Annotated in this window: 19 protein-coding genes and 1 pseudogene; 10 read left to right on the top strand and 10 right to left on the bottom strand. The window is 70.7% G+C overall.

Features of this window, described 5'->3' with window-relative positions; translation table 11 throughout:
• The first annotated feature begins 21 nt into the window (after nt 1-21).
• The 4 genes from AC5P09_RS16960 to AC5P09_RS16975 all read left to right on the top strand — a co-directional run bounded on the left by AC5P09_RS16960 (nt 22) and on the right by AC5P09_RS16975 (nt 4,920).
• On the top strand, nt 22-1,689 hold the full coding sequence (locus AC5P09_RS16960; RefSeq protein WP_493874709.1) for an ABC transporter substrate-binding protein: 1,668 nt from the start codon (nt 22-24) through the stop codon (nt 1,687-1,689).
• A 78-nt stretch (nt 1,690-1,767) separates the two neighbouring features.
• Nucleotides 1,768-2,760, top strand: coding sequence for an ABC transporter permease (locus tag AC5P09_RS16965; protein WP_493874710.1), 993 nt, complete (start codon nt 1,768-1,770; stop codon nt 2,758-2,760).
• A gap of 37 nt (nt 2,761-2,797) precedes the next feature.
• Nucleotides 2,798-3,874, top strand: a complete 1,077-nt coding sequence (locus AC5P09_RS16970) for an ABC transporter ATP-binding protein (protein WP_493874711.1) — start codon at nt 2,798-2,800, stop codon at nt 3,872-3,874.
• The gene (locus tag AC5P09_RS16975) at nt 3,871-4,920 is read left to right on the top strand and encodes an ABC transporter ATP-binding protein (RefSeq protein ID WP_493874712.1); all 1,050 of its coding nucleotides are present in this window, start codon (nt 3,871-3,873) and stop codon (nt 4,918-4,920) included. Before AC5P09_RS16970 ends, AC5P09_RS16975 begins: the two co-directional genes overlap by 4 nt.
• Here AC5P09_RS16975 and AC5P09_RS16980 read toward each other — a convergent pair.
• From AC5P09_RS16980 to AC5P09_RS16990, 3 genes are all read right to left on the bottom strand, one after another.
• Complete coding sequence (locus AC5P09_RS16980; RefSeq protein ID WP_493874713.1) at nt 4,890-5,951, bottom strand: protein kinase family protein; 1,062 nt, start codon at nt 5,949-5,951, stop codon at nt 4,890-4,892. The genes AC5P09_RS16975 and AC5P09_RS16980 overlap by 31 nt on opposite strands.
• Nucleotides 5,952-5,962: 11 nt before the next feature.
• A complete protein-coding gene (locus tag AC5P09_RS16985; RefSeq protein WP_493874714.1) occupies nt 5,963-6,667 on the bottom strand; it encodes an MBL fold metallo-hydrolase in 705 nt (234 codons plus the stop codon).
• Nucleotides 6,668-6,737: 70 nt separating this feature from the next.
• Nucleotides 6,738-8,093, bottom strand: a complete 1,356-nt coding sequence (locus tag AC5P09_RS16990; RefSeq protein WP_493874715.1) for a dipeptidase — start codon at nt 8,091-8,093, stop codon at nt 6,738-6,740.
• Between the two features lie 133 nt (nt 8,094-8,226).
• Between AC5P09_RS16990 and AC5P09_RS16995 the strand changes: the two genes are divergently transcribed.
• The gene (locus tag AC5P09_RS16995) at nt 8,227-9,489 is read left to right on the top strand and encodes a geranylgeranyl reductase family protein (protein ID WP_493874716.1); all 1,263 of its coding nucleotides are present in this window, start codon (nt 8,227-8,229) and stop codon (nt 9,487-9,489) included.
• Here the strand turns inward: AC5P09_RS16995 and AC5P09_RS17000 are convergent.
• Nucleotides 9,479-9,928: a nitroreductase family deazaflavin-dependent oxidoreductase gene (locus AC5P09_RS17000; protein ID WP_493874717.1), complete on the bottom strand. Its 450-nt coding sequence runs from the start codon at nt 9,926-9,928 to the stop codon at nt 9,479-9,481. The genes AC5P09_RS16995 and AC5P09_RS17000 overlap by 11 nt on opposite strands.
• Nucleotides 9,929-10,095: 167 nt before the next feature.
• Here AC5P09_RS17000 and AC5P09_RS17005 point away from each other — a divergent pair, with 167 nt between their 5' ends.
• The 3 genes from AC5P09_RS17005 to AC5P09_RS17015 all read left to right on the top strand — a co-directional run bounded on the left by AC5P09_RS17005 (nt 10,096) and on the right by AC5P09_RS17015 (nt 12,881).
• Nucleotides 10,096-10,815: a TetR/AcrR family transcriptional regulator gene (locus AC5P09_RS17005; RefSeq protein WP_493874718.1), complete on the top strand. Its 720-nt coding sequence runs from the start codon at nt 10,096-10,098 to the stop codon at nt 10,813-10,815.
• Between the two features lie 168 nt (nt 10,816-10,983).
• On the top strand, nt 10,984-12,219 hold the full coding sequence (locus AC5P09_RS17010) for a sensor histidine kinase (RefSeq protein WP_493874719.1): 1,236 nt from the start codon (nt 10,984-10,986) through the stop codon (nt 12,217-12,219).
• On the top strand, nt 12,216-12,881 hold the full coding sequence (locus AC5P09_RS17015) for a response regulator transcription factor (RefSeq protein ID WP_493874720.1): 666 nt from the start codon (nt 12,216-12,218) through the stop codon (nt 12,879-12,881). Before AC5P09_RS17010 ends, AC5P09_RS17015 begins: the two co-directional genes overlap by 4 nt.
• Here the strand turns inward: AC5P09_RS17015 and AC5P09_RS17020 are convergent.
• Together AC5P09_RS17020 and AC5P09_RS17025 are read right to left on the bottom strand one after the other, a co-directional pair.
• The gene (locus AC5P09_RS17020; protein WP_493874721.1) at nt 12,842-13,153 is read right to left on the bottom strand and encodes a DUF6332 family protein; all 312 of its coding nucleotides are present in this window, start codon (nt 13,151-13,153) and stop codon (nt 12,842-12,844) included. The two genes, AC5P09_RS17015 and AC5P09_RS17020, sit on opposite strands and share 40 nt — an antisense overlap.
• Nucleotides 13,154-13,224: 71 nt before the next feature.
• Nucleotides 13,225-14,712: an MFS transporter gene (locus AC5P09_RS17025; protein ID WP_493874722.1), complete on the bottom strand. Its 1,488-nt coding sequence runs from the start codon at nt 14,710-14,712 to the stop codon at nt 13,225-13,227.
• 86 nt (nt 14,713-14,798) lie between these two features.
• Here AC5P09_RS17025 and AC5P09_RS17030 point away from each other — a divergent pair, with 86 nt between their 5' ends.
• Nucleotides 14,799-15,191, top strand: coding sequence for a MarR family winged helix-turn-helix transcriptional regulator (locus AC5P09_RS17030; protein WP_493874723.1), 393 nt, complete (start codon nt 14,799-14,801; stop codon nt 15,189-15,191).
• A 7-nt stretch (nt 15,192-15,198) separates the two neighbouring features.
• Here the strand turns inward: AC5P09_RS17030 and AC5P09_RS17035 are convergent, their stop codons facing one another.
• Nucleotides 15,199-15,939 (bottom strand): maleylpyruvate isomerase family mycothiol-dependent enzyme, encoded by a 741-nt coding sequence (locus AC5P09_RS17035; protein ID WP_493874724.1) that lies wholly within the window; start codon nt 15,937-15,939, stop codon nt 15,199-15,201.
• A gap of 185 nt (nt 15,940-16,124) precedes the next feature.
• Between AC5P09_RS17035 and AC5P09_RS17040 the strand changes: the two genes are divergently transcribed.
• Nucleotides 16,125-17,279, top strand: coding sequence for a S1 family peptidase (locus tag AC5P09_RS17040; protein WP_493874725.1), 1,155 nt, complete (start codon nt 16,125-16,127; stop codon nt 17,277-17,279).
• A 212-nt stretch (nt 17,280-17,491) separates the two neighbouring features.
• Here AC5P09_RS17040 and AC5P09_RS17045 read toward each other — a convergent pair.
• From AC5P09_RS17045 to AC5P09_RS17055, 3 genes and pseudogenes are all read right to left on the bottom strand, one after another.
• A pseudogene (locus AC5P09_RS17045) lies at nt 17,492-18,230 on the bottom strand (glycoside hydrolase domain-containing protein); the annotation flags it as partial.
• A 730-nt stretch (nt 18,231-18,960) separates the two neighbouring features.
• Nucleotides 18,961-19,182, bottom strand: a complete 222-nt coding sequence (locus AC5P09_RS17050; protein ID WP_266444697.1) for a hypothetical protein — start codon at nt 19,180-19,182, stop codon at nt 18,961-18,963.
• A gap of 83 nt (nt 19,183-19,265) precedes the next feature.
• Nucleotides 19,266-20,450 carry an MFS transporter gene (locus AC5P09_RS17055; protein WP_493874726.1) on the bottom strand — a complete coding sequence of 395 codons (1,185 nt, stop codon included), beginning with the start codon at nt 20,448-20,450 and terminating at the stop codon, nt 19,266-19,268.
• Nucleotides 20,451-20,942: the final 492 nt, after the last annotated feature.

Raw genomic sequence — 20,942 nt, forward strand, 5'->3', positions numbered from 1 at the left:
ACCAGAACGGAGTGTTTGCCCATGACGCGCAGAACGCGCACCCTCGCCCTCACGGCGTCCGCCGTGGCGATAGCCCTGGGGGCCACCGCATGCGGGGGATCCTCCAGCACCACGAACAGCGGTGCCCCGACGAAGGGCGGCACGCTGACGATCCTCGACGACGCCGACTTCAACCACCTCGACCCCCAGCGGACCTACACGACCGAGGGGTCGAGCATGGACGAGGAGATCGTCCGCACCCTCACCGGCTGGGACGAGACGGGTTCGACGCCGAAGCTGGTCGGCGACCTGGCCACCGACACCGGAGCGCCCAGCAAGGGCGCCACCGTGTGGACCTTCCATCTGCGTCACGGGATCAAATACCAGGACGGCACCGAGGTCACCGCGCAGGACGTCAAGTACGGCGTCGAGCGGGGCTTCTCTCCCGACATCAACGGCGGCCCGCCGTACGCCAGTCAGTGGCTGGTCGGCGGCTCCACGTACAAGGGCCCCTACAAGGGGCAGCAGCTCGACTCCATCCAGACGCCGGACAAATACACCATCGCCTTCCATCTGAACCAGCCCGTCGCCGACTTCAACGAGACGACGGCCATGACCGGGTGGTCGGCCGTGCCCAAGGCGCACGACACGGGCCCTACTTACGACATGCACATCTGGTCCGACGGGCCGTACATGATGAAGTCGTACGCCAAGAACAAGGAACTGGTCCTCGTCCGGAACAAGTACTGGAGCCGGTCGACCGACCCGATCCGCGAACAGAACGTCGACGAGATGGACGTGAAGTTCGGGCAGGACCAGGGGGCCATCGACCAGCAGATCAAGTCCGACGCCGGCGTCGCCCAGACGTCGATCATGCAGACGCCGATCGCCGGCTCCGACCTCACGCCGATCGCGAGCGACTCGTCGCTCAAGTCGCGCTACTACAAGATCCCCGCCCCGGGGATCAACTACATGGCGATCAACACGAACCGGGTCAAGGACCTGAGGGTGCGCCAGGCGATCGAGGACGTCGTCGACAAGACCACCGTCCGCGGTGCCTTCGGCGGTTCGGCCTACGGCGACTACGCGACCTCGGTGTTGAGTCCCGGCATCGGCGGCTACAAGAAGTTCGACCTGTACAGCGCCGATCCCGCGGGTGACCTCAGCAAGGCCAAGGCCCTGATGAAGCAGGCGGGCAACCCCAAGCCGACCATGTCGCTCGCGGTGGAGAACATCACCACGCACGAGCACTTCGCCGACGCGGTGAAGACCTCGCTCGGAAAGATCGGCATCACCGTCAACATCACCCCGATCCAGGCGGCGAACTACTTCAACACCATCGACAACGTGAAGAACCAGTACGACCTGACGTGGGGCGACTGGATCGCGGACTGGCCGAACGCCTCCACCGTCCTGCCCGTCCTGTTCGACGGACGGCAGATCGCGAAGCTGCCGCAGTCCAACCAGGACCTGTCGTACCTCAACGACCCGAAGATCAACGCCCAGATCGACAAGATCGGCAGGATGACGGGCATCAACGAGGCCAACACCGCCTACGGAAACCTGGACGAGCAGATCATGAAGGACGCCGCCGTGGTCCCGCTGATGTACATGAACTTCAGCGAACTGGCGGGCTCCAAGGTCGGCGGTGTCATCTCGGACACCATCCTCGCCGAGCCGAGCCTGGTGCACGCCTTCGTCACCCACTGACGCACCCCTCCGTCCGACCCCCTCGCCGGCGGTACGCCGCCGGCGAGGGCCTCCCCTCACGTCAGGTCCCGGGACGACATGCTCCGTTATCTCATCCGACGCCTGCTGGCGGCGGCCGCGATCCTGCTGGTGATCACCGTGATCACCTTCGTCATCTTCTACGCGCTGCCCTCCGACCCCGCACTTCTGGCCTGCGGAAAGACCTGCTCACCCTCCCGGTTGGAGGAGATCAGGCACTCGTTGGGCCTCGACCAGAGCTTCGTCAGGCAGTTCTGGGAGTTCTTCAAGGGGCTCTTCCTGGGCCGCGACTTCGGCGACCAGAGCGTGCGCGTGCACTGCGGCGCGCCCTGCCTGGGGGTCTCCTTCCAGACCGACACCCCGGTCCTCACCACCCTGTTGCAGGACTTCCCGGCGGACCTGTCGCTCGGCCTCGGTGCCGCGGTGGTCTTCCTGGTCCTTGGCGTCGGCCTCGGCACGGTGGCCGCAGTGCGCAGGGGCCGGGCCGCCGACAAGGCAGCCGTCGGTCTCGCGCTGGTCGGTGTCTCCGTGCAGATCTACTTCATCGGTCTGCTGCTGCTCTTCCTGTTCGTCGACAAGTGGCAGATCCTGCCCGCGGCCGGCTACACACCGTTCACCCAGGACCCGGCCGCCTGGTTCCAGGGGCTCGTCCTGCCGTGGACCACGCTGGTCATCGTCTACCTCGCGCTGTACACCCGGCTCACCCGCTCCTCCATGCTGGAGGTCTTCGCCGAGGACTACATGCGTACCGCCCGGGCCAAGGGCCTGTCCGTCGGCACGGTCGTCCTCAAGCACGGCCTGCGGGCCGCGATCACCCCGATCATCACCATCTTCGGCATGGACGTCGGCTCGCTGATCGGCGGCTCCGCGGTCATCACCGAGTCGGTGTTCGGCATCGACGGCATCGGCAAGCTGGCGGTGGACTCGGTGCAGAACTCCGACCTGCCGGTCATCCTCGGCACCACGCTCTTCGCCGCCACGTTCGTCGTGCTCGCCAACGTGGTCGTCGACGTCGTGTACGGCCTCGTCGACCCCCGCGTACGCCTCGCCTGAGCCAACCCGAGCCACCCCGCGTCGCAAGGACAAGCAAGTGACCCTGCACACCTCCCCGCAGCCCACGGACGTCACGACCACGTCCACCGCCTTCCTCGACGTGCGGGACCTACGGGTGCACTTCCCCACCGAGGACGGCGTCGTCAAGTCCGTCGACGGCGTCTCCTTCACCCTGGAGAAGGGCAGAACCCTCGGCATCGTCGGCGAGTCCGGCTCCGGCAAGTCGGTGACCTCGCTGGCTCTGCTCGGGCTGCACAAGGGCACACGCGCCCAGGTCTCCGGCGAGATCTGGCTGGAGGGCCGGGAACTCGTCGCCCTGCCCGAGCACGAGATGCGCGCGCTGCGCGGCACGACCGTCTCCATGATCTTCCAGGACCCGCTGTCCGCGCTGCACCCCTTCTTCACCGTCGGCGCCCAGATCGCCGAGGCCTACCGGGTGCACCACAGGGTCTCCAGGAAGGAGGCCCGGGAGCGTGCCGTCGAGATGCTGAAACGGGTCGGCATCCCACAGCCCGAACTGCGGGTCAAGGACTACCCGCACCAGTTCTCCGGCGGCATGCGGCAGCGCGCCATGATCGCCATGTCGCTGGTCTGCGACCCCGCGCTGCTCGTCGCGGACGAGCCCACGACCGCGCTCGACGTCACCGTGCAGGCGCAGATCCTCGACCTGATCCGCGACCTCCAGGAGGAGTTCGGCTCCGCCGTCATCGTCATCACCCACGACCTCGGCGTGGTCACCGAGGTCGCCGACGACATCCTGGTGATGTACGGCGGCCGCCGCATCGAGTACGGCACCACGCGCGATGTACTGAAGCAACCCGAACACCCCTACACCTGGGGCCTGTTGCAGTCGATGCCGCACATCGCCGGGGACGTGAGCCAACGGCTGAATCCGGTCCCCGGTACTCCGCCGAGCCTGATCAACCTGCCCGGCGGCTGTGCCTTCCATCCGCGCTGCACCTACAAGGGCTGGGTGACCGAGGGCCGTTGCACGGTGGAGCGGCCCGAACTGCGGCCGGTCGCCGGCACCGACGCGCACATCGCCGCGTGCCACCTCACCGCACGGGCGAAGCAGGAGATCCGCGGCGAGAGCGGGAACAGGAGCATGCCGTGAGTACTGTCCAGGAATCACCGACCCCGCCGGCCGAGGAGCCGCTGCTCGAAGTCAAAGGGCTGCAGAAGCACTTCCCCATCCGGCAGGGCATCGTCTTCCAGCGGCAGATCGGTGCCGTACACGCCGTCGACGGCATCGACTTCTCGGTCGGCGCCGGGGAGTCGCTGGGCCTGGTCGGCGAGTCCGGCTGCGGCAAGTCGACCACGGGCCGGCTGGTGACCCGGCTGCTGGAACCCACGGCCGGTTCCATCCTGTTCGACGGCGAGGACATCACCCACCAGCCCTCGGTGAAGCTCCGGGACGCGCGCCGCAACCTCCAGATGATCTTCCAGGACCCGTACTCCTCGCTGAACCCCCGGCACACGGTCGGCACCATCATCGAGACGCCGATGAAGCTCAACGGCATCCATCCGCCGCAGGGCCACAAGAAGCGGGCGCAGGAACTCCTCGAGACGGTGGGCCTCAACCCCGAGCACTACAACCGCTACCCGAACGAGTTCTCCGGCGGCCAGCGTCAGCGCATCGGCATCGCCCGCGCCCTCGCTCTGCGGCCCAAGCTCATCGTGGCCGACGAACCGGTGTCGGCGCTGGACGTCTCCATCCAGGCCCAGGTCGTCAACCTGTTGCAGGACCTGCAGCGGGAGTTCGGCATCGCCTTCCTGTTCATCGCCCACGACCTCGCCGTCGTGCGTCACTTCTCCGAGCGCGTGGCGGTGATGTACCTCGGCCGGATCGTCGAGGTGGCCGACCGCGAGTCGCTGTACGCGCGACCGCAGCACCCCTACACGCGCGCCTTGCTGTCCGCCGTCCCCGAGACCGACCCGGACGTGGTGCGGGGCGAGCGCATCCGTCTCACCGGTGACGTGCCGTCGCCGATCGAGCCGCCCTCCGGTTGCCGGTTCCGCACCCGCTGCCCCAAGTTCGCGGGGGCGCTCACCGAAGAGGAGCGCACCGCCTGCAGGGAGCGGGAACCCGAGCTGCTCGACCGGGGCGGCGGCAACCCGGTCGCCTGTCACTACGCGGAGAGCGTGGCGCCGCTGTCGTAGAGGGCGACGCGGATCTCCTCGTACGGGTAGGGAGTGAACTTGTCTTCCCGGTCCAGTCGCCGGAAGAAGCCGTCGAGCACGGCGGTGAGCGGTGCGTGCCGGGTGATGATCCCGGCGGCCGTCCGAGGCATCCCCTCGGGGCGCGCTCCGTCGGCGCACGCGCGGATGAACGCCTCGCGGTCGTCACGGCCGTACCCGTGCACAGCGGTCGCGAGCCATTTCACGAAGTACGCGGTGGCGTAGGCGCGGTCGTAGTCGCGGTGCAGGTCGAAAAACGCGCCCTCCTGGGGAGTGAGGCGGAAGCGGGAGGACAGCGCGAGGCCGTAGTCGGCGAAGTAGAGCTGCCGGCCGTCGGTCAGGATGTTCTTGAAGTGGGCGTCGAAGTGGACCAGTTGGCGTTCGCGCAGGAAGTCGACGGCTTCCGTCAGGCCCCGCTCCACCAGCGCGCACGCGGCGTCGGCGTGCTCGGTGCGGATCCGTGCGTCGAGCCAGTCGTGGAGGGTGTGGGGGATGTGTTCCAGGAACAGCGTCAGGCTCGCGGTGGCCGTACGCATGGCCTCGACGCGTTCACGCACCTGCGGGTCGCCGCCCCAGCCGGCGACGACCCGGTCCACGTCGGCCAGTTCCTCCGGCAGCGGCTGGGGCTCGTCGGGCAGGACCCGCCAGTGGTGCGTCAGCGGGAAGCCCGGAAAGGCGCCGGTGAGGACCCAGTCGGTTGTCATCGTGTGCACGGCGAGCTCCCGCCAGGCCCCGAAGCCCGGCCCCTGGCCGATGCCGTAGTGGCAGGAGGACGGCAGGCCGAAGACGTTCGCCGTGGACCGCGCGTGCTCCGGGAGCAACTCGGTGTCCGTCAGCGGCACGCGCTTGACGAAGACCCGCCGTCCGTCCACTTCGACGTGCAGGACCTGCCCCCCGATCCCGGTGCCGACGGGCACGCCGGACTCCACCAGTTCGGCGAGCTCGTGGTCGCTGAGCAGGGCGAGGGACGTGGCGAGTTCACTGTGGGCGGCGAGGCGCGCGGGACGGGACATGATCCCCATCCTCACGGCGGGGCCGGGTACCCGTCCGCCGATTCCCGAAGTACGACCGAGGCCCGCCCGAGCACCGGATCGCCGTGCCCGAAGCAGGCCACCTCCGCGTCCAGGGCCGCCAGCCGGTGGAGCGAGGCGATCACATCCGCCCGGTCGAGGTTGAACACGCCGGGCATCACGCTCCCGTCGACCGGGGACGCGGCGACGGCGTCCCCCGTGCACAGCACGCCGTGCCGCGGGAGGTGGATCGCGATGCTGCCGTGCGTGTGGCCGGGGACGTGGACGACGCGCGCACCGCCGCCGAAGTCGAGGAGATCGCCGTCGGACACCTCGGTGACCTGCGGCGGTCGCGCGTACTCACCCTGGGGCAAGTGCCGTACGGCCGCCGCGTGCAGGGGGCGCTCCCAGTCCTCGAACACCGGTGGCGGGCCGGGGACTTCACCCCGAACGACGGGTGCGTCCAGGCGGTGGGCCAGCACCTCGGCGCCGGTCGACGCCGCCAGTTCGCCGGCGCCGCCCGCGTGGTCCTCGTGGAAGTGGGTGAGCACGATCCGCCGTACGTGCCCCAGGGTGTCGGCGAGTTCGGCGATCGGCGCTCCGGAGCCCGCGGGCCCGGCGTCGATCAGCGTCAACTCGTCGCCGTCGCGCCAGACATAGGCCTGGCCGACCGGGAAGCGCAGCAGGTGCAGGCGCGGGAGGAGCTCGATGACGTCCATGGGACGACCGTAGGAAGGGCCCCCGTGCCGTGACGAGGGCCCTCTGCCGGCAGCAGAGCCGGAGGTCCGGTCAGCTCGCCGCGTAGGTGCGCAGGAACAGCGCCTCCGCCACCGACAGCCGCTCCAGTTCGTCCGGGTGCACACTCTCGTTCACCGCGTGGATCTGGGCCTCCGGCTCGCTCAGGCCGATGAGGAGGATCTCCGCGTGCGGGTAGAGGGCGGCGAGGGTGTTGCACAGGGGGATGGAGCCGCCCTGGCCGGCGTACTGCATCTCCTGGCCGGGATAGGCGACCGCCATCGCCTCGGTCATCGCCGCGTACGCCGGGCTGGCCGTGTCCGCGCTGAACGGCTGGCCCTGGCCGATCTGCTCGGTGCGCACCCGGGCGCCCCACGGGGTGTGCGCCGCCACGTGGGCCTCCAGCAGCTTGGTCGCCTCGGCCGCGTCGATGCCCGGCGGCACCCGCAGGCTGATCAGCGCGCGGGCGCTCGCCTGCACCGACGGGGTGGCGCCGACGACCGGCGGGCAGTCGATGCCGAGGACGGTGACGGCGGGCCGGGCCCAGATGCGGTCGGCGACCGTGCCCGAGCCGATCAGCTGCACGCCGTCCAGCACCTTGGCGTCCTGGCGGAACTGCTCCTCGTCGTACCGCAGCCCGTCCCAGGACGTGTCCGGCGTGAGCCCGTCGACCGTCGTCGAGCCGTCCTCGGCGCGCAGCGAGTCGAGGACGCGGATCAGGGCGCCGAGCGCGTCGGGGGCCGCGCCGCCGAACTGGCCCGAGTGCAGGTTGCCCTCGAGGGTGTCGATCTGTACGCGCACCAGGGTCATGCCGCGCAGGGTGGCGGTGACCGTCGGCAGGCCGACCCGGAAGTTGCCCGCGTCGCCGATGACTATGGTGTCGGCCTCCAGCAGGTCGGGGTGCTCCTCGGCGTACCGCTCCAGGCCGCCCGTGCCCATCTCCTCCGAGCCCTCGGCGATGACCTTGACGTGCACCGGGACGCCGCCGTTGGCCTTGAGTGCGCGCAGCGCGAGCAGGTGCATGATCACGCCGCCCTTGCAGTCGGCGGCCCCACGCCCGTACCAGCGGCCCTCACGCTCGGTCAGCTCGAAGGGCGGGGTGGTCCAGGCGGCCTCGTCCAGCGGCGGCTGCACGTCGTAGTGGGCGTACAGCAGGACCGTCTTGGCGCCCGCGGGGCCCGGCAGGTAGCCGTACACCGACTGCGTGCCGTCGGGGGTGTCGAGCAGGGCCACGTCCTCGAAGCCCTCGGCGGTGAGGGCGTCGGCGACCCAGCGGGCGGCGCCCTCGCTCTCGCTCCTCGGGAACTGGTCGAAGTCCGCCACCGACTTGAAGGCCACCAGCTCGGTGAGCTCCGCCTTCGCCCTCGGCATCAGCGAGGCGACGGTCTCGGCGACCGGATTCGACGACATGGGCACGCTCCTTGTGGGTGCGACGTTGTACCGATGAGTGCCGTAGATCCTCCCACAGCGATCTGTGGGCACGTCGGCCGTAGGATGCTGGGGACAGGTGCGGCAGCGGCTTGATCGGGAGCAGTAGACCATCGTGAGCAGCGAGAACTCTTCGGCGGACGACTCTTCGGCGGACGACGGGCAGCAGGTGTGGGACGTCGTCGTGGTGGGTGCGGGACCCGCGGGGGCTTCGGCCGCCTATGCGGCGGCGGTCGCGGGGAGGCGTGTGCTCCTGCTGGAGAAGGCGGAGCTGCCCCGGTACAAGACGTGCGGCGGCGGCATCATCGGCCCCTCGCGGGACAGTCTGCCGCCCGGTTTCGAGCTGCCGTTCCGGGACCGGGTGCACGCGGTGACGTTCTCGCACAACGGCCGCTTCGCCCGCACCCGCCGCTCCAGGCAGATGCTGTTCGGGCTGATCAACCGGCCCGAGTTCGACCAGCAGCTGGTCGAGCACGCGCAGAAGGCTGGAGCCGAGCTGCGCACGGGCGTCACCGTCCAGCGGGTCGAGCAGCACGGCTCGGCGGTGCCGGACCGGCGCACGGTCGCGGTGGTCCTGCAGGGCGGCGAGACGGTGCTCGCGCGTGCCGTCGTCGGCGCGGACGGCAGCGCCAGCCGCATAGGAGCCCATGTCGGAGTGAAGCTCGACCAGGTGGACCTCGGCCTGGAGGCGGAGATCCCGGTGCCTCAGACGGTCGCCGAGGACTGGAAGGGGCGGGTGCTCATCGACTGGGGGCCGATCCCCGGCAGTTACGGCTGGGTGTTCCCCAAGGGTGACACCCTGACGGTCGGTGTGATCTCCGCGCGCGGCGAAGGCGCCGCGACCAAGCGGTACTTGGAGGACTTCATCGGCCGCCTCGGCCTCGCCGGCTTCGAACCGAGCATCTCCTCCGGCCACCTGACCCGTTGCCGTGCCGACGACTCACCGCTGTCGCGCGGGCGGGTGCTGGTCTGCGGGGACGCGGCGGGGCTGCTGGAGCCGTGGACCCGCGAGGGCATCTCGTTCGCGCTGCGCTCCGGCCGGCTCGCGGGGGAGTGGGCGGTCCGGATCGCGGAGGCGCACGACGCGGTGGACACCCGCCGCCAGGCCCTGAACTACGCGTTCGCGATCAAGGCAGGGCTGGGCGTCGAGATGAGCGTCGGAAAGCGGCTGCTGATCGCGTTCGAGCGGCGTCCCGGCCTGTTCCACGCGGGGCTGACCGGCGTTCGCCCGGTCTGGAAGGCGTTCATGGACATCACCCGCGGCGCCACGTCGCTGGGTGAGATCGTCCGCACCCGTCCGATGGTCCAGCGTGCCCTGACCGCGCTGGACCGGCACCAGGCGGGTCCCGCCGGTGACGCCGCCGACGTCAGCTCGTGACCATGATCCGGAACACCGGGTGGTCGGGGGCGATCCGGCGCAGCTCGGCGTCCGGCGAGTTGGGGCCGACGCCGTTGAAGAAGACGCCGACCTCGGCCTTCCAGCGCTTGAGGTAGGCGCGCAGCAGCGGGACCTTGTCGTCGTCGGTGACCTCGGTCGCGGTGAACACGTCCACGGTCTTGCCGAGGCGCAGTTCACCGCCGCCGGCCGCGCGCATGTTGTGCGTCCACTGCACATGACCGCGCGGGGCGACCAGATACTGCTGTCCGTCCACGGTCAGCAGGTTCACGGGGGTGGTCCGCCACTCGCCGCTCTTGCGGCCGCGGACCGCCAGGACCCGGGAGCCCCAGACGCTCATGCCCCGGCGGGTCATCCATGCCACGAGCCGGTTGAAGACGTTGACGGTGAACCAGCCGGGCTTCTTGACGTGCGTGGACATGGGGACCCCCAGAGACTGAGAAGAGCGCCGCTCTCTTTTGTGAGCACTGCTCTCGCTTGATGCACAGTCTGCCGGAGATTGGTGATCCAGAGCAAGAGCACTGCTCTCTTTTTTGTTCGGTGCTCTCGCTTGTGTGCACCGCTCTCCTTTCGTGGAACACTGACGGCATGAGCAGCACCGCACACGGCGCGCGAGCCCGCGCCAGGATCGAAGTCACCGCGGCCATCAAGGACGAGGCGCGCAGACAGCTCGCCGCCGAAGGCGCCGCCAAGCTCTCGCTGCGTGCCGTGGCCCGCGAACTCGGCATGGTCTCCTCCGCGCTGTACCGCTATTTCCCCAGCCGCGACGACCTGCTCACCGCGCTCATCATCGACGCCTACGACTCCCTTGGCGAGACCCTGGAGCAGGCGCATGCCGCTGCCGCCGACGCCGGGCCCGTGGGGCGCTGGTCGGCGGTGTGCGAGGCCGCGCGCGCGTGGGCGCTCGGGCACCCGCACGAGTACGCGCTGATCTACGGATCGCCGGTGCCCGGCTACGCCGCGCCCCAGACCACCGTCCCGGCCGCCTCCCGCATCGGCCTCGTCCTCATCGCCATCCTGCGCGACGCCCACCAGGGCCCCGGTCTCGTCACGCCCCCGCTGCCCGCCGAACTGCGGGCCGAGGCCGACCGGATGACCGCCGATCTCGCCCCCGACCTCCCGCCCGAGACGGTCACGGCGCTCGTCGCGGCCTGGGCCCAGCTGTTCGGGCTGATCGGGTTCGAGCTGTTCGGGCAGTTCAACCGGGTGGTGGAGGACCGTGAGCCGTTCTTCCGGCAGGCGGTGGCGCAACTCGCGCGCGGGGTCGGGCTGGTGGATCCGCAGCAGGGGGACGCCGGAATGGGCTGAGCGTCGACCTTGGAGCGGACGGCACAGACAGGTGGGCCGCGTGCCGAAGCGGCTGCGCCGCCCGCGGAACAGGGAGCCCGAGATGGCCGACGTACTTCGCGGGGAGTACGTGTGATCACCGCGCTCGGCTGACGCCGCCGACCGCCCCCGGCGTCTAGCGTGGCGGTCATGGACGTGGAGCGCGTACGCGGGGGCGGCCCGCCGCAGTGGTGGCGGCACGGGCCGCCGTGGCTGGACCGCGGCAGCGAGGAGGAGCGGCGTGCCCGGTGGCCGTGGCCCTCCACCGTGCTGTTCACCGTGTTCGTGCTCGCCGGGTCGAACTACGCGGCCGCCGAGCAGGTCCGCGAGCGAGCTCCCCTGGACCCCTTCGCGCGCGTGCTGCTGATCCTGGCCGCGGGTCTGCTGCTGTGGCGGTGGCGGCATCCGGTGCTCGTCATGTTCGGCACGGCCGCGGCCGCGACGCTCTACCTCGGGGCGGGCTACCCGTACGGGCCGGTCTTCCTGGCCGTCGCGCTGGCCTGCTTCAACGCCGTCGTCGCCGGGCACCGCCGGTCCGCCTGGGCGGCGCTGGGGATGCTCTGGGCCGGGCATGTGCTGGTGGCGCACTGGCTGTACCGGTGGCTGCCGCCGTCCGGGGACGACGCCGCCTCCTGGGGGCAGGAGGTCGTGGTCGCCACCTGGATGGTCGCGATCCTCGCGGTGTCGGAGCTCGCCCGCACCCGGCGTGAGCAGTGGGCCCGGGAGCGGGCCGAGCGCGCGCAGGCGGCGCGGCGGCGCGCGGACGAGGAACGGCTGCGGATCGCCCGTGAGCTGCACGACGTCCTCGCGCACAGCATCTCGGTCATCAATGTGCAGGCGGGCGTCGGCCTCGCGCTCCTCGACACCGACCCGGAACAGGCCCGCACGGCGCTCACCACCATCAAGGCCGCCAGCAAGGAGGCGCTCGGCGAGGTCCGCCAGGTCCTCGACACGCTGCGCACGCCGGGGGACGCGCCGCGCGCACCGGCGCCGGGCCTGGACCGGCTGCCCGAGCTGGTGGAACAGGCGGCGGGCGCGGGCCTCACGGTCGAGGTCGAGGGGGAGCCTCCCCGGCTCGCCCCGGGGACGGACCTCGCGGCCTTCCGTATCGTCCAGGAGGCCCTCACCAACGTCGTACGGCACTCCGGTTCACGGCACGCGCGCGTGCGGCTCGATCACGACGGTGGCGCGCTGCGGCTGCGCATCGACGACGACGGACCCGCGACCGGCGCCGACGCGGGCGGCAGCGGCAACGGTCTGGCCGGAATGCGGGAGCGGGCCGCCGCGCTGGGTGGCACGATCGAGGCGGGCCCGCGTGCCGACGGAGGGTTCCGGGTGCTGGCCGTACTGCCGTCGCAGGTGAAGCCCAAGGAGGACGACCGGTGATCCGCGTACTGCTCGCCGACGACCAGTCACTGGTGCGGGCCGGCTTCCGGGCGCTGCTCGACGCGCAGCCGGACATCGAGGTGGCGGGGGAGGCCTCCGACGGCGAGGAGGCGCTGCGCAGGGTGCGCGAACTGCGCCCCGACGTCGTGCTGATGGACATCCGCATGCCGCTGCTGGACGGGTTGGCGGCGACCCGCCGCATCACGGAGGACCCCGCTCTGACGGACGTCAAGGTGGTCATGCTGACCACCTTCGAACTCGACGAGTACGTCTTCGAGGCGATCCGCTCGGGCGCCTCCGGCTTCCTGGTCAAGGACACCGAGCCGGAGGAACTCCTGCGCGCCGTACGGTCGGTGGTCGGGGGCGACGCGTTGCTCTCGCCGGGCGTGACCCGCCGTCTGATCGCCGAGTTCGCGGCCCGTTCCAAGGAACCGGCCGCCGCCGACGCCCTCGCCCACCTCACCGAGCGGGAACGGGAGGTGATGGCGCTGGTCGGCATCGGACTGTCCAACGAGGAGATCGCCCGCCGTCTGGTGGTCAGCCCCCTCACCGCGAAGACCCACGTCAGCCGCACGATGGTCAAGCTGAGGGCCCGCGACCGGGCCCAACTCGTCGTGCTGGCCTACGAGTCAGGGCTGGTGCGGCCGGGCTGGCTGGGCTGAGGCGCGTCCCCGGGCGAACCGTCGGCACTCCGGCTCCGGAAACGGACCAGCACGCTGACGACCCGGGCGAGGAAGAGGACGGGCGCGAGCACCATGGCGGTACGGAGCAGCAGAAGCTCCATGGTGTACGGCAGTTCGAACAGCAGTGCCGGACCTGCGACCGCCCCGAACAGGACCGCCGCCGCGAACGCCGCGCTGAACAGCGCGTACCCGATCTCGACGGTGATCGCGTCCCGTTCGGTCTGACCGCGCCGTCCCCCGTAGGTCTCCATCCCGGAAGTCTCACAGCCGTGTGCCCGGCGGGGCAAGCAGACCCCGCCGGGCACACGGTAGGAGGCGTCCCCTAGTCGCGTACGGCGACGCGTTCCGCCTCCTGGGCGGTGGACTTGGCGACCACGACGGACGACTGTGCGCGACGCGCGGGCCGCAGTCCGGTGAGTGTGATCAGGAGTCCGGCCGCGGCGACCATGGTCACCACGACCAGTCCGGGCCGGTAGCTGTCGAGGACGGCCTGCGGGGTGGCGTTCTCGGGAGCGCCCGCGGTCACCACGGCCGTCACGATGGCCAGGAAGATCGCGCCGCCCACCTGGACCGAGGTGTTGAGCAGGCCGGAGACCATGCCCTGCTCGTGGTCCTCGACGCCGTTGGTGGCCTGGATGTTGAGCGACGGGAAGACCAGGGCGCAGGCGGCGCCGATGAGCAGCATCGACGGCAGGATGACGGCCGCGTACACGGGGTCGAGGTCGACCTGGAGGAACAGGGCGTACCCGACGACCATCAGCGCGAAGCCCACCGCGATCAGCCGCTGGGTGCCGAACCGGTCGACGATCGCGCCCATCTTCGTCGCGGACAGCGCCACCAGCGCGCCGGCGGGCAGGAAGGCGAGCGCGGTGTGCAGTGCCGACCAGCCGAGCAGGGACTGCATGTACAGGGTGACCAGGAACTGGAAGCCGACGTACGAGCCGAAGAAGGCCATCGCGCCGAGCTGGGCGCGGATCTGGGTGCCGGACCGCAGCACGCCGAGCCGGATCAGCGGGCCCGCCGAGCGCCGCTCGACCAGTACGAACACCGTGAGCAGGACGGCCACCGCGAGGAAGGACAGCAAGGTGCGGGCCGAGGTCCAGCCGACCTCCGGGGCCTGTACGACGGTGAAGACCAGCAGCAGCATCGAGGTGGTGCCGAGAATCGCGCCGGGGATGTCGTAGCCGTTGTGGTCCTTCTCGCGGGCGGTGCGCGGCAGCAGCTTCAGGCCCGCGACGAGGGCGATCAGGGCGATGGGCGCGGGCAGCAGCATGGTCAGGCGCCAGCTGGCTTCGGTGAGCAGGCCGGAGAGCACCAGGCCCATCGAGAAGCCGGTGGCGGCGCAGGTGGTGTAGATGGAGAGGGCGCGGTTGCGCAGCGGGCCTTCCGGGAACGTCGTGGTGATGATCGACAGGCCGGCGGGGGCGGTGAAGGCCGCGCTCAGGCCCTTGATGAAGCGGCTGGCGATCAGCAGCGGGCCCGAGTCGACGAGCCCGCCGAGCAGCGAGGCGAGCGCGAAGACGCCCAGGGCGATCAGGAAGACCTGGCGTCGGCCGAGCAGGTCGGCGGTCCGGCCGCCGAGGAGCAGCAGACCGCCGTAGCCGAGGATGTAGCCGCTGACGATCCATTGCAGCGTCGAGGTGGACAGGCCGAGATCGGCGCCGATGGACGGCAGGGCGACGCCGACCATCGACACGTCCAGCGCGTCCAGGAACATCGCGGCGCACAGCACCAGAAGGGTGCCCCACAGCCGGGGCGTCCAGCTGACGGCCGGGGACGGGGCCGCGGGGGTGGTGAGCGGAGAGGTCATGCGACAGACGCTACATGCGCATGCATCGAATGCAAATGCATTTAATTCCGATGCAACAAAGTCGTTCCTCTGCTACGGTGCCGCTCATGGCGGCGAAGAAGGCCGAGCAGACGCTCGCGGACCAGTGGCGGGACCTCCTGGCGCTGCACGCGCGCACCCAGTGCGAACTCGACCGCGCGCTGCACCGGCACGGCCTGTGCGCCAGCGACTTCGAGGTGCTCGACGTCCTGTCCGAACAACGCGCCGACGGCGTCTGTTCCTACCGCGTCCAGGAGATCTCCGAGCACGTCCACCTCAGCCAGAGCGCGCTGTCGCGGCTGGTCGCCCGGCTGGAGAAGGACGGTCTGGTCGAACGCGGGCTGTGCGCGGAGGACCGGCGAGGCGTTCGCGTGGCGCTCACGGAGAAGGGGCGCGCGCTGCACGGCGATGTGCTGCCACTGCAGCGCGCGGTACTCACCAGGATGCTGGCCTCCGGCTGAGCAGCGCTCAGCTCCAGGTCACACCGGACCTGTCGCGCCACAGCTCGGCCACCGAGGCGTCCCCGGTCACGCTCGGGAACGGCAGCCGATTCCACAGCGACAGATACAACTGTGCGACGGGACCGGCCACTTCACAGTCGGCTTCCCCGGCCTCGCTCCGCTCCACCGCCGGCGGCTCCTGCGACAGTCGTACGGTCCACACCGCGCCGTCCGTGTCCGTCGCCCGCACCCTCAGGATCCGGGGTTCCTCGGTGCGCACCTTGCTCTTGGGGCGGGCGTGGAAGCCGAGCAGTAGTTCGTCGATACCGTCCACCGCGAAGTCGCCGGCGATCCCGCTCGGGGTGCCGCCCCTGGCCGACTCCGCGTCGATCCGGTGCACGGCCGTCTCGTGCGCCTGCCGCCGGGCCCAGAACGCGAGCGGCGAGGGCGCGGGCAGGAGGTGCCAGCACTTCACGTCGGGCGAGGCGGAGCGCAGGGTGTCCACGAGCTGCCCGTGCCCCTCCCGGAACCAGGCCAGCAGCTCGGCGCCGTCGAGGTCGGGCTGCCCTGCGTCGGGGTGGTACGAGGTGTGCCCCTCGGCGACGAACGCCGCCGCCCAGCGATGCACCATCCCCGTGTGCCGCAACAGGTCGGTCACCTGCCACCCCGGACAGGTCGGCACCTTCGCGCCGGTGCCGGCCTCCTCCGCGGCCGCGGCCAGCAGTCGGCCCTCCTGGTCGAGGATTGCTACGAACTCGGCTGTCTCCATGGGGTGAGTGTGCCGGATGGAGTGCGTTCCAAGGGGAGTCAACGCGGTTCTGACGACTCCTCGGACATTGGCATGGACCTGTCCATGATCAGCGGCTAGGCTCTGCTGCGCCACAACGCTGAGAGCGCTCTCAGGAACTCTGCTGTTCCACCCCCACCTCGTTGGAACGACGAAGGGCAATCTCCATGAGACGCACCCGATTCACGCGCGCGGGCCTGGCCGTACTGCTCCTGCTCGGCGCCGGGATCACCGCGGGCACCGTGCCCGCCACCGCCGACGACGCTCCCTCCGCCGAGGCACCCGCCTCCGCCGGTCTGCTCTCGGCGATGCAGCGGGACCTCGGTCTGTCGAAGGCGGACGCCGAGGCAAGGCTCGCCGCCGAACAACGGGCCACGGCCCTGGAGCCCAAGGCCCGCCGGGCCGCCGGAACGTCCTTCGGAGGCTCCTGGTTCGACGCCTCCAACGGCACGCTGACCGTCGGCGTCACCGCGGGCACGTCCGCCACCGCCCTACGGGAGATCCGGGCCACGGGCGCGACCGTCCGTACCGTGGCGCACAGCGCGCGGGAGCTCGCCGCCACCCAGGCACGCCTCGACAAGCTCCCCGCACCGGCCGGCGTCAGCAGCTGGCACGTCGACCCCGAAGCGAACACGGTGGTCGTGAACATCGTCCGCGGCGACGAACGCGACAACGATGTCCAGCGGTTCGTCGCCCGCGCCCGTCAGGCGGGCCCCGTCACCGTGCAATGGGTCGCCACCGCACCGACGACTCTCGCGGCCGGAACCGTCGGCGGCGACCCCTACTACACCGGCAACGTCCGCTGCTCCATCGGCTTCTCCGTGCACGGCGGCTTCGTCACCGCCGGACACTGCGGACAGACGGGCGCCGGCGTCAGGGGCTGGGACGGCACCTACATCGGAAACTTCCAGGGCTCGTCGTTCCCGGACAACGACTACGCCTGGGTCAACGTGGGCAGCGGCTGGTGGACGGTTCCGGTCGTGCTCGGCTGGGGCACCGTCCCCGACCGGCTCGTGCGCGGCTCGGCCGAGGCGCCGGTCGGTGCCTCCGTCTGCCGGTCGGGATCGACGACGCACTGGCACTGCGGCACGGTGCTCGCCAAGAACGAGACGGTCAACTACAGCCAGGGCGCGGTGCGCCAGATGACCAAGACCAGCGTGTGCGCCGAACCCGGTGACTCGGGCGGCTCGTTCATCAGCGGCGACCAGGCCCAGGGGGTCACCTCCGGCGGCTGGGGCAACTGCGGCAGCGGGGGCGAGACCTGGTTCCAGCCCGTCAACGAGATCCTCAACCGGTACGGCCTTACCCTGCACACCGCCTGACCGCCACGGCACACCGGTGTGGGCCCGGTCGGCCGGGCCCACACGCGTGTCACTTCGGCAGACCGGCCGGGTCGGTCGCCCACCGGGTGTTCGGCTGCTCGGCGAGCCGGAAGGCGACGGTGCCTCCCGACCGGGTCAGACCGGCATCCGTTCCAGGACTTCTGATACGTCCGCCCGTTGAGGCGTACGGCGTCCACGAACACGTGCGTGTCATCGGCGTCCGGCGCGCTGATCGTGATGTCCCTCGAACCGGGCCGGTTCACCACCGCGACGGGGAAGACCGGCGCCCCCAGCAGCAGGGACGCGCTGCCCGGAGTCTGCGGATACAGGCCCAGGGCGGAGAAGACGTACCAGGAGGACATGGTGCCGAGGTCGTCGTTGCCGGGCAGGCCCGCGGGTCCGGTGCCGTACACGGTGTCGAGGATCTGACGCACCGTCGCCTGGGTCTTCCAGGGCTGTCCGAGGGCGTTGTAGAGCCAAGGCGCGTGGATCCCGGGCTCGTTGGTCGGGTCGTAGCGGGTCGCCGCCGCGGACCGACCAGGAGCCGTCCGCCTTGTGGAAGAAACCGTCCAGCCGGGCGGCGGCCACGTCCCGGCCGCCCATCGCCTCGGCCAGTCCCGCTACGTCCTGCGGCACCATCCAGGTGTAGGTGGCGCTGGTGCCCTGGGCGAAGCCGAGGTCACCGGCGGGGGTGAAGGGGGTGACCCAGGAGCCGTCGAGCCGGCGGGCCTGGATGTAGCCGGCGCCGGGGGTGGCCTCGGGGTTGAAGACGTTGCGCCAGTAGGTGGCGCGTTCGGCGAAGACCTTGGCCTCCGTCTCCCGGCCCAGGAGCTTGGCCCACTTGGCGAGCGCGGAGTCGGCGACGGCGTCCTCCAGGGTCTCGGCGGCGCCGCCCCAGCAGTGGCAGACGTCCTGAGCGGCGTAGTGCGAGCTCGAGTACTGGGACCGCACGGAGGGGCGAAAGTGGCATGTGCGTCCTGGCGGTGAAGGCGGGGTGAACGGTGCGGTGCGGCTCCGTCCGGAGCGCCGCTGGGGAGTCCACGACGCGTGGCGCCGCGAGCCGGGTGCATCTCACCGACCGGGGGGCAAGCCCTGACCACGGGGGGCAAGCCCTGGCCATCGGGGGCAGGCCCTGCGAAAGGGGCGCTCGCGAAGTCATCAGCGGATCTCGGGCATGCAGGGCCTACGTGCGTACCTGACACGAGTCACCCTCAGGTCGGCACGGCCTCCGCCCACGGAGGATGTGCCTGCACCGGGCCCCTGCCCCAACCCTGGGGCATGGAGCGTCCTCGTTGCTGACAGGGGCGGTGACAGCTGATGGGGCGTGTGCGGAGATCGAGGTGCCGACACCGGAAGCGGTTCGCGCTACGGCCGGGCGAGCCGGTCGGGCGACCGCCGAGGGTGCGGGTGGAGCCATGGCCGTACAGCGGGGAGCGGCCGGCCTAGTTCTGAGCCGTACCGGCGTCCGAGACGGATGCGTGCGCATCCATGGGCAGGAGCGTCTCGTCCTCCCCGAAGTCCGGTGCCTGGAAGGGGCTCGTCGTTGGAGGCGGCGATGCCGTGGTGGCGGAGTGGGTCGCCCCTTCCGGAGCGGAGAACAACGAGGTCAGGTCGATGAGAGGTCTTCCAATCGGTCAGGGGCATGCTGCGGCCCGGGGTGCCGCGACCGGGCACGGCGGTCCTACAGCTTGCGCATCTTCGTGTACGGGCTCATGATCCGCTGTTGCGCCGATCCGAAATCGACAAGCGTCGCGATTCCGTCCTCGACGCCGATCACTCGGCCGAGACCGTACATGTCGTGCGTGACCCGGTCGCCCACGGCGAACTCCTTGGGCGGCGGCGCGACCGGGGCCTTGAAGGGGCTGGTAGGCAAATAGCGCTTGGATGCAGCTGGCTTAGTCATTGCCACCAGTATGCGCCCTCGTGCGGCCCTTCAGTACTGCCATCTGTCTCCGTTGTTCGGAACAGGGGCGAGGAACTCGGGGATCAGCGCTCTGCCGCACGTCGTGTGACGAAGCCGATGACGGCTGCCGTGGCGGCCAGGGCCGCGACACTGGTGAGGGCGGCGGGAAGCGAGAACCAGTCCGCCATGAACCCGATGGCGGGCGGTCCCAGGAGCATGCCGCCGTAGCCGAGGGTGGATGCGATCGCGACTCCGTCGGGGCCGGCCAGCGTGCCGGCGCGCTCGACCGCGACGGGGAAGAGGTTGGCGAGGCCGAGCCCGGTGATCACGAAACCGAGGAGCGCTGCCCACAGGGAGGGGGCGAGGGCGCCGAGGAGCATGCCGATCGCGGCGGTCGTGCCGCCGGCCACCAGGGTGCGGGTCTGGCCCAGGCGCTCGAGCAGCCTGGTGCCGGTCAGGCGGCCGATGGTCATGGCGAGCGCGAAGCAGGAGTAACCGATGGCCGCGATGCCCGGGGAGGCGTCCAGGTCCTGTTCCAGGTGCAGAGCGCTCCAGTCGGCCATGGCTCCCTCCCCGTAGGCCGTGCACAGGGCGATCAGGCCGAAGGTGATGACGAGTCCGCGGGTGCGCGTGTTCAGGCGGCGTGGCGCGGACTCCTTCCGCGGTGCCCTCTCCGGTGGCTGTGGGGCGTTGTCCGATGGTGCCGGGGGCTGGATCCGCAGCAGGGTGCGGCCCGCGAAGAGGGTGACGAGCAGCCCGATCGCGGTGAGGCCGAGCAGGTGCTGGGTGGGGGACAGGGCACCGGCGACCAGCGCGCCGAGTCCGGCGCCGATCATGCCGCCGAGGCTGAAGGCGGCGTGGAAGCTGGACATGATGGGGCGGTGCAGGGCCCTCACCAGGTCGACGGCCGCGCTGTTGAAGGCGACGTTGATGCCCCCGTATGCCATGCCGAAGATGAAGAGGACGGCGCCGAGTGTCAGTGCCGAGTGGGTGAGCGGTGGCAGGGCGATGCTGAGGGAGAGCAGGACGCCGCAGATCACGGTCACGGGGTGGTTGCCGTAGCGGCGGCAGAGGCGGCCGGTGAGCATCATCGTGAGCACGGCGCCGGCGGAGACGCCGAGGAGGGCGAGTCCGAGGGCGCTGGCGGAGGCGTTGGTCTGCTCTTTGATCGCGGGGATGCGGACGACCCAGCCGGCGAAGATGAAGCCGTCGAGGGCGAAGAAGACGGTGAGGGCGATGCGGAGCCGGCTGAGGGGGTTGCCCGGCACGGCGTTGTGCGTTCGGGGTTTGTTTATTAGCGGCACAAACTCAGGCTAGGGGGGAGCCGGTGGCGGGGCAAGGGCGTTGACGGGTACCTGGTCGCGAGAGGATTCGAGGGCCGACTGGGATTCGCCACGGTGAACAGGGCGTCTCCTCGGCTGGGTTCTCCTGAACGTCTTCGAGGCGGTGAACTCACTCGGGTCTGAAGATCCGGGGTGCGGGGCGGCTCGGCCGAAGCCCCACCGTGTCACCCGTTGGGGCGCTCGGGCGCCGGGTGAGGAACGTGTCATGGGTGTCGTCGCGTCTCTCCCGGCGGATCCGCAGGCGGCGGAACCAGTGCGGATGAGCGAACGCCCGCCCCGTGACCCGGCGTTGGATGCCGGGGCCGGAGTTCCGCTCGGCGCTCCGGCGGGCGGTCAGCGGCTTCAGGCCGAGAGCCTGGACCGGACGGGGGTACTCCTCGTGATCGTTGCCGCGGTCGGCCCGGCACCCCGTCGGGC

This window comes from Streptomyces sp. a15 (genome assembly GCF_059026085.1).